Origin of the sequence: Aeromicrobium sp., from assembly GCF_036675695.1 — a bacterium.
In the GTDB taxonomy this organism is placed as follows: domain Bacteria; phylum Actinomycetota; class Actinomycetes; order Propionibacteriales; family Nocardioidaceae; genus Aeromicrobium.
Genome location: NZ_JAKFEL010000120.1, coordinates 1 through 7,445 on the forward strand (window position 1 = coordinate 1; position 7,445 = coordinate 7,445).

Here is a 7,445-nt window from a genome sequence, read left to right on the forward strand (position 1 = left end):
TGTAATTTCAAGTATGTCATTCGATTTGGGTCTGCCGCCGGAGCTCGATGAAGAACTCATGTGGCAAGAGCGAGCCCTCTGCGCTCAGACTGACCCCGAGGCGTTCTTCCCTGAAAAGGGCGGATCGACGCGCGAGGCCAAGCGGGTCTGTTTGACCTGCGACGTCCGCGGTGAATGCCTCGAGTACGCCCTCGGCCATGATGAGCGGTTCGGCATCTGGGGCGGTCTGTCCGAGCGCGAGAGGCGCAAGCTCAAGAAGCGAGCCTGACCTCCGCTTAGCCTCGTCCACTAGGGTCGATCCCTGTGCTGGAAAAACCGGTGGACGAGACTCAGACGACGCGTCATTGGCTGGACGCGCCGCCAACTGTGGCGGCGGTTCTGGTGTCCCACAACGGCGCCACCTGGCTGCCCAAGGTCATTGCCTCACTGGGCTCGATGTTCTTCGCACCGACGGCATGGCAGGTCGTCGATGTGTCGTCCACGGACGGCAGTGCCGACATGCTCCGCGACTCGTTCGGTGATGGACGCGTTTCGATCGCTCCGTCCGGTACGGGTTTCGGGGACGCCGTACGACTGGCGCTCGAGTCGCTACCGCGAACCGACTGGATCTGGTTGCTTCACGACGACTCGGCAGTTCTGCCCGGGACGCTGTCTGGTCTGCTCGACACCGCCACGTCTGCACCGGACATTGCCGTTGTCGGCCCGAAGATCCGGGAGTGGCCATCGCTGCGCCGCCTCCTCGAGGTGGGCCTGACGATCACGTCGACTGGCGGACGCGAGACAGGTCTGGAGACCGGCGAACCAGACGCGGGCCAGCATGATCGCGAGCGCGACGTGCTCGCCGTCAACACAGCTGGCATGCTTATCCGCCGCGATGTCTGGGACGAGCTCGACGGATTTGATCGCCGGTTGCCCCTGCACGGCGACGACATCGACTTCGGCTGGCGGGTCGCGCGGGCTGGCTACCGAACGCGAACGGCTCCCACGGCGGTTCTCTTCCACGCCGAAGCGTCCAGACGCGGCACCCGTCGGCGCTCGCGTAGCGACGTGCCGCACTGGGAGCCGCGCCGTGCCGCGCTCTACACACTCCTGGTCAACACTCCGACACCGTTCTTCCTGTTCCAGAGTGTCCGTCTGTTCATCGGATCACTGCTCCGAGTAGCCGCATTCCTGGTCGGCAAGGATCCCGAGGCAGCGAGCGATGAGCTGCTGGCGCTGCGATCGGCGTACACACATCCGATCCGGCTGCTCAAGGGTCGACGCAACCGAGCCAGGACGGCGAAGCGACCACATCGGGAGATCCGCGGGCTGTTGGCTCCGTACTGGCTGCCGTATCAGCACGGCTATGACATCGCCCGCGAGACGATCACAGCCTTGGTGCGACCTGAAGCCGTCGCGACAGTTGGTCGGAGGTCCACGCGACCTGACGAGTCGCCGGACGAGGCGGACGATCTCGACGATGTGCCATCGATCCTGGCGCGCCGTCCCTGGTTCGCGGTCGTGCTCGTGTTGGTCATCCTGTCGCTGTTTGCCGCCCGGGGGCTGTTCGGTGCGGGCCTGCACGGCGGCGCGCTTCCTGCTTCCCCGGAGTCGGCCTATGGCTGGTGGTCGTTGCTGTTCGACCGCGGCCGCGAGCTGCCGACGGCGAGTGTGCTCGCACCCGCATTCGCCATTCCGTTGGCTCTTGTCGCATCGCCTGTGTGGTTCCAGCCGGGACTGGTCGTGTGGGTCCTGATGCTGTTTGCAGTCCCACTCGCTGCGCTCTCGGCTCACCGGTTGGGTCGCGTGCTGTCTCCGCATCGCGGCGTGCGCATCGCCTGCGCCGTCGCCTACGCGCTGAGCATCGTCGCAACTGGTGCCGTGAGCCAGGGACGCGTCGGGACGGTCGTGGCTCTGATTGTGCTGCCGATTGTCGTCAACACCGCGATCCAGCTCGCTGAGACTCCGGGTTGGCAGCTCGGTCTGCGAGTCGGTATCTGGATTGCTGTCGCTGCCGCGTTTGCGCCGATCGCTCTGGTGCTGGGGCTCGGCGGTCTGTTGATCCTGCTGTACGCCGAGGGTCGCTGGGTGAGTCGCTATCTCCTGGCAGCGGCCGGAGTCCCCCTGGTTCTGCTCGGGCCCTGGCTGTTCCAGCGAGCGCTTCGGCCCTGGCGGATGTGGTGGGAAGCGGGACTCCCTCTACCCGGCTCTGCGACTGCCATCGATGTTGTGCTTGGTCGCGCTGGTGGTGTGTCGGCGCCTGCTTGGCTCACCGTCGGCCTGCTGGTGCTCGCGGTACTCGCGCTCTGGTCACGCCGTACGCGACTGGGTGTCGAGCTGTCGTGGCTGGTCGCGTTGTTGGGACTGGCGGTTGCGCTGGTCGGCACCCTGGTGACCTACTCGACGCATGCCGGACCCGCACCGATCGAGCCGTGGGTGGGAGTGCCAGTTGTCGTATGGATCGGTGGCCTCCTGTCGGCGGTCTTGCTCGCCGCGCCGGAAGCGTGGCGGCGGCTGTCCAGGCCAGCGTTGGTCGCCGTGGTGGTCGCCGCGCTGGTGATGCCGATCGGCACAGCGACGTGGTGGCTGGGACGCGGCAACGCCGACCCACTCGACATCGGACGAACCGCAGTGGTCCCTGTCTTCCTCGCCGATCGTCCAGGCAACACCCTCGTCCTGACGGGCACCGTCGCCAACGGCATTGACTATCGCGTCGTCGATGGCGACGGCCCGTACCTCGGCCAAGAGGCGATAGCCGGATCCTCCCCGGCCACCAAGGAGCTCACGGCGGCCGTACGTCGGGTGCTCGCGAACGCCACCGCCGCAGACATCCGCGTGCTCAGCGCTCACGGCATCGATGCGATCTATGCCCCGACCGTAGATCCAGAGGTCGCCCGCCGAGTGGACGGCGCACCCCTCCTGGCGCCCGCAGGCAGTGATTCGCCGGGATCACGCGTGTGGACCTTGACGATCGAGCCGAAGTCCGACGGGGCGACGGCACCCCTGTGGCATCCGATCGTCTCTGGCCTGCAGGTCCTGGCCTGGTTGCTCGCCATCGTTCTCACGGCGCCGGTTCGCCGGCGCGCGCTTGAGCCGCTTCTCGAGGATGACCTGCCTCAGGAAGAGAAGGCCACGACATGATCCGCTACCGGACAATTGGCATCCCGCTCGTCGCAGCCGGGCTCGTCCTTGGTGCCTACCTCGCCCCAGAGTCGTCGGAGGATCCCCGCCCACCCGGAGGTGCGAAGGTCACCCAGACGACGTACGCATGCCCAGCTGGCGGCGGCATCACAGTGGCCGCTGGGCAGGTCTCGCCGGGCACCGACGGTACGGCAACGGTCCTGCCTGGCAAGACCGCCGAAAAGGATCTCGGCGGCACGAAGAGCTGGCGCACCGCACGGGTTGACGGCCGGGGAGTCATCGTCGAGCAGCAAGGTCGTGGGTCAGGCCCCGCCGGCTTCTTCGGTCTCGTCTCCCCCAAGTCGGGAGGTGGGGGATTGAGCGTTGGGTCGTGTTCGGCCAGCGTGGACTCCGCGTGGTTCCTCGGCCTCGGTTCCGGGGTCAAGCACTTCTCCTCGGTGACGTTGACCAACGGGACGACAGCTCCTGCCGCGGTCGATCTCGACCTGTGGGGTCCGGACGGAAAGATCGACGCCGTCGGCGCCAAGAGCATCGTGATCAAGCCACATACGACCCGCCGAGTTCAGCTCGAGGACCGTGCGGCCGGCGAGCCGGAGCTGGCACTTCGCGTACTGCGACGTCGCGGTGCTGTGTCCGCCGTCGTCAACGACTTCTCCACCGCCGTGTTCGGAGGTACCGAGCCGGTGACCGCGACCGCCCCACCCCGACGCAGCCAGGTGGTTGGCGGACTGGTGTCTGGAGCCAACGGCCGCACGCTCGTACTCCTGAACCCGGGTACGACGACAGCGCGTGTCGAGGTCGACGTCATCGGGCCCAAAAGCACGTTCAAGCCGGAAGGCCTCGACGCCATCAAGGTCAAGGGTGGGTCTCTTCGCCTCGTCGAGGTGCCGAGCACAGCTGGTGGAGCCCGCCAGGCACTGAGAGTCACCTCGGATGCTCCGGTGGCGGCGACGGTGCGGATGGCGCCCAATGAGCTCGACTACGCGTACGCCGAGTCAGTGCTGGCACTCGACGGCCCGGCGGTCGTACCGGTCAAGCTGGGCGAGGGCGTCAGCGCTCCGGACCTGATCCTGACTGCGCCTCGCAAGACGGCCGCCGTCCAGGTGTTTGCGTACAACCGGGACATGAAAGAGCTCGGCGAGGTCACGATGTCGATCGAGGGCGGTACGACCAAGCACCTCGACATCGCGAAGAAGTTCAAGCAAAAGGGCATTGCCTACCTGGTGGTGCAGAGCAAGACCGAGGTGTACGGCGCCGCGACCTATCGCGATGGCGGTCGGGTCAGCTCGCTCGCACTCTTGTCCGCGCCGATCAGAGTGCTGGCTCCGCAGGTGCGTCCGATCGACTAGCGGGGATCGAGGTCGTCGGGCGACATGCGCCAGACCTCGGCAAGGCGCTCGAGGATGACTGACCAGACGAGATCCTCGAGGTCGGCCTTGTTGCGACAACGATGGGTCATCGGGAGCCGGAACAGCACGACGCGCATTGCGCCGGGCCGAGCCGCCACGATGCTCAGCGGGACCTCATCGGTCCATTCGGGCGGTAGCAGCGGTGCTTCCTCGACCACGATGTCGACGTGGTCAGGCTCGGCCGAAAAGTGGTGGTCGAGTGCTCCGAGGACATCGCCAACGAGAAGGTCGAACGACTCACGAGGGGTGCGGTGGGCCGGCACGCTGCGCGGAGAAAGCGGACCTGGCATGGCCATGGGCCCACGCAGACCGGTGCCTCGACGATCACGCATCCGGCCAGGCCGGGGACCACTCACGATGCCGCCGAGGTGATCCATACGGTGAGCCTAACGCGGTGCTGACTTCGAGGCGGCTAGCCTCACCACATGGTCAGACGATGCACCCGTTCGGCTTGCTCGATGCAAGCCGTGGCGACGCTGACGTATGTCTACGCCGACCAGACCGCAGTCCTCGGACCGCTGTCCACCTCTGCCGAGCCGCACACGTACGACCTGTGTGTCGAGCACTCGCAGCGCATGTCGGCGCCACAGGGCTGGAGCGTGCTTCGACTGGCACCCGATCCAGAAGCTGGAGCACCGAGCCGTGACGACCTCCTGGCTCTCGCAGACGCCGTACGTGAAGCTGGCCGCCCCGCTCAACCCGTGCCGGACGGTCCACCCGCGCTGAGGCTTGTGAGACCTGATTCGTGATCGATCCCCGACTGGAGGCCGTGGTCAAGGCCTATGACGTTCGGGGCCTGTCGCCCGAGCAACTCGATCCCGAGATGACCTTTGCGCTCGGTATGGCGTTCGCGCTTGAGACGGGCGTCGCGACCGGCGGCACTGTGGTGATCGGCCACGACATGCGAGACACCTCGCCTGTGCTGGCCGAGGCATTCAGCGACGGCGTACGCACCCAGGGCGGCAATGTCATCGGCATCGGGTTGGCCTCGACCGACCTCCTGTACTTCGCTTCGGGTGATCTCGACCTGCCCGGCGCCATGATCACCGCGAGCCACAACCCGGCCGAGTACAACGGCATCAAACTGTGCCGAGCCGGAGCCAAGCCGATCGGCTACGACACGGGACTGTCCGCGATCGCCGAGAAGGCGACAGGGTTCATGGCTTCACCGGTGCCGGCCGATCCCCAAGGCACGTACGAAGAGCTGGACGCCCTGAGTCGGTACGCCGACTACCTCCATGAGCTCGTGCCCATGCCCGCTGGTCGTCGGCTCAAGGTTGTGGCCGACGCTGGCAATGGCATGGCTGGTCACACGGTTCCGTCGGTGTTCGCTCCACTCAACCTCGAGCTGACCGCGATGTACTTCGAGCTGGACGGGACATTCCCCAACCACGATGCCAACCCGTTGGATCACAGCACGCTGGTGGACCTTCAAGCGAAGGTGCTCGAGACCGGTGCTGACATCGGACTGGCGTTCGACGGCGATGCCGATCGTTGTTTCGTCGTCGACGAGCGCGGTGACGTCGTGTCACCGTCGGCCATCACTGCCCTGATCGCATCGCGCGCCCTGATCACGACGCCGGGCGCGACGATCCTGCACAACGTCATCACGTCCAAGGCCGTTCCGGAGATCATCACCGAGAACGGCGGTACCGCCGTACGTACGCCGGTCGGCCACTCGCTGATCAAAGCCGAGATGGCGCGTACGGGAGCGGTCTTCGGGGGCGAGCACTCCGGACACTTTTACTTCAAGGACTTCTTCCTCGCAGACTCCGGGATGATCGCCGCACTCCACGTGATGGCCGCGCTCGCCGAGACAGAAGGAACGGTTTCGGAGCTCATGGCTCAGTACGAGCGCTACGTCGCGTCTGGCGAGATCAACAGCACGGTCAAAGATGGACCGGCCGTGATGGAGACGTTGTCGCAGACCTACGGAGACCTGCCGCAGGACCGACTCGACGGGTTGACAGTTGAGGGTGATACCTGGTGGTTCAACGTGCGTGCCTCGAACACCGAGCCGTTGCTTCGCCTCAATGTCGAGGCTGACACCGAGGCGGAGATGGCACGCGTACGTGACGAGGTTCTCGCAGTTATACGTCGGTAAGGTGGAAACATGAACCTTGATCCGGCTCTCCTCGAGATCCTCGTCTGCCCCCAATGTCGCGCGACGCTGTTCGTCGACGACGAGGCGAGTGAGCTCGTGTGCAACGCCTGCTCGCTCGCATATCCCGTGCGTCGCGACATCCCGGTGATGCTGGTCGACGAGGCCCGGGCTCTCTAGGAGTCGAGAGCGGCGATCGTCGAAAGTGCCTGAGCCCCCAGCCAGGGACGGTGGATCCGATTCGGCGCTACGGGAAGGCCGCCGGTACGATGGGCGACATGGATTTCAACGTCGCAGACCTGTCCCTCGCCGATTACGGCCGCAAGGAAATCGAGCTCGCTGAGCACGAGATGCCAGGCCTCATGGCCATGCGCGAGCGCTACGGCAAGGACAAGCCTCTCGCCGGAGCTCGCATCGCAGGATCCCTGCACATGACGATCCAGACGGCGGTGCTGATCGAGACCCTCGTGGACCTCGGCGCCGATGTCCGTTGGGCCACGTGCAACATCTTCTCGACCCAGGATCATGCTGCTGCCGCAGTGGTTGTCGGCCGTGACGGCACCGCCGACGACCCCAAGGGCACGCCCGTCTTCGCCTGGAAGGGCGAGACGCTGGCCGAGTACTGGGACGAAGCCGAGAAGGTCTTCGACTTCGCCGAGGGCGGCCCCAACGTCCTCCTCGACGACGGTGGTGACATCACGATGCTGCTGCACCTCGGCGTCGAGTACGAAAAGACCGGCGTCGTCCCCTCGCAGGACAGCACCGACAACGAGGAGTTCAAGGAGGTGCTGCGCGTGCTGGCCCGTTCGGTCGCC

At 66.0% G+C, this 7,445-nt stretch carries 8 protein-coding genes; 7 read left to right on the forward strand and 1 reads right to left on the reverse strand.

Annotated elements, in window-relative coordinates; all coding sequences use genetic code 11:
- Window positions 1-13 precede the first annotated feature (13 nt).
- The 3 genes from V6M39_RS07635 to V6M39_RS07645 are packed head-to-tail and all read left to right on the forward strand — an operon-like array spanning window position 14 to window position 4,469.
- A complete protein-coding gene (locus V6M39_RS07635; RefSeq protein ID WP_309967624.1) occupies window positions 14-268 on the forward strand; it encodes a WhiB family transcriptional regulator in 255 nt (84 codons plus the stop codon).
- A gap of 35 nt (window positions 269-303) precedes the next feature.
- Window positions 304-3,120, forward strand: coding sequence for a glycosyltransferase family 2 protein (locus V6M39_RS07640; RefSeq protein WP_332643208.1), 2,817 nt, complete (start codon window positions 304-306; stop codon window positions 3,118-3,120).
- Window positions 3,117-4,469 carry a DUF5719 family protein gene (locus V6M39_RS07645; RefSeq protein WP_332643210.1) on the forward strand — a complete coding sequence of 451 codons (1,353 nt, stop codon included), beginning with the start codon at window positions 3,117-3,119 and terminating at the stop codon, window positions 4,467-4,469. Before V6M39_RS07640 ends, V6M39_RS07645 begins: the two co-directional genes overlap by 4 nt.
- Here V6M39_RS07645 and V6M39_RS07650 read toward each other — a convergent pair.
- Window positions 4,466-4,906, reverse strand: coding sequence for a metallopeptidase family protein (locus V6M39_RS07650; protein ID WP_332643211.1), 441 nt, complete (start codon window positions 4,904-4,906; stop codon window positions 4,466-4,468). The genes V6M39_RS07645 and V6M39_RS07650 overlap by 4 nt on opposite strands.
- A 48-nt stretch (window positions 4,907-4,954) precedes the next feature.
- On the opposite strand from V6M39_RS07650, the gene V6M39_RS07655 reads away from it, so the two are divergent.
- From V6M39_RS07655 to V6M39_RS07670, 4 genes are all read left to right on the forward strand, one after another.
- Window positions 4,955-5,278 carry a DUF3499 domain-containing protein gene (locus V6M39_RS07655; protein ID WP_332643212.1) on the forward strand — a complete coding sequence of 108 codons (324 nt, stop codon included), beginning with the start codon at window positions 4,955-4,957 and terminating at the stop codon, window positions 5,276-5,278.
- Window positions 5,275-6,633 carry a phosphomannomutase/phosphoglucomutase gene (locus V6M39_RS07660; RefSeq protein WP_332643214.1) on the forward strand — a complete coding sequence of 453 codons (1,359 nt, stop codon included), beginning with the start codon at window positions 5,275-5,277 and terminating at the stop codon, window positions 6,631-6,633. The genes V6M39_RS07655 and V6M39_RS07660 overlap by 4 nt, the downstream gene beginning before the upstream one ends.
- Window positions 6,634-6,642: 9 nt before the next feature.
- Entirely contained in the window at window positions 6,643-6,810 is a 168-nt protein-coding gene (locus V6M39_RS07665; protein WP_332643215.1) for a Trm112 family protein, read from the forward strand.
- A 98-nt stretch (window positions 6,811-6,908) separates the two neighbouring features.
- Window positions 6,909-7,445: adenosylhomocysteinase (locus tag V6M39_RS07670; protein ID WP_332643217.1), on the forward strand; the 537-nt coding region annotated here is incomplete at its 3' end.

Excerpts from the sequence above, each read along its gene's own strand:
- V6M39_RS07635 (WP_309967624.1), top strand. The coding sequence starts at position 14 with ATGTCATTCGATTTGGGTCTGCCGCCGGAGCTCGATGAAGAACTCATG.
- V6M39_RS07650 (WP_332643211.1), bottom strand. The coding sequence starts at position 4,906 with ATGGATCACCTCGGCGGCATCGTGAGTGGTCCCCGGCCTGGCCGGATG.
- V6M39_RS07645 (WP_332643210.1), top strand. The coding sequence starts at position 3,117 with ATGATCCGCTACCGGACAATTGGCATCCCGCTCGTCGCAGCCGGGCTC.
- V6M39_RS07655 (WP_332643212.1), top strand. The coding sequence starts at position 4,955 with ATGGTCAGACGATGCACCCGTTCGGCTTGCTCGATGCAAGCCGTGGCG.
- V6M39_RS07665 (WP_332643215.1), top strand. The coding sequence starts at position 6,643 with ATGAACCTTGATCCGGCTCTCCTCGAGATCCTCGTCTGCCCCCAATGT.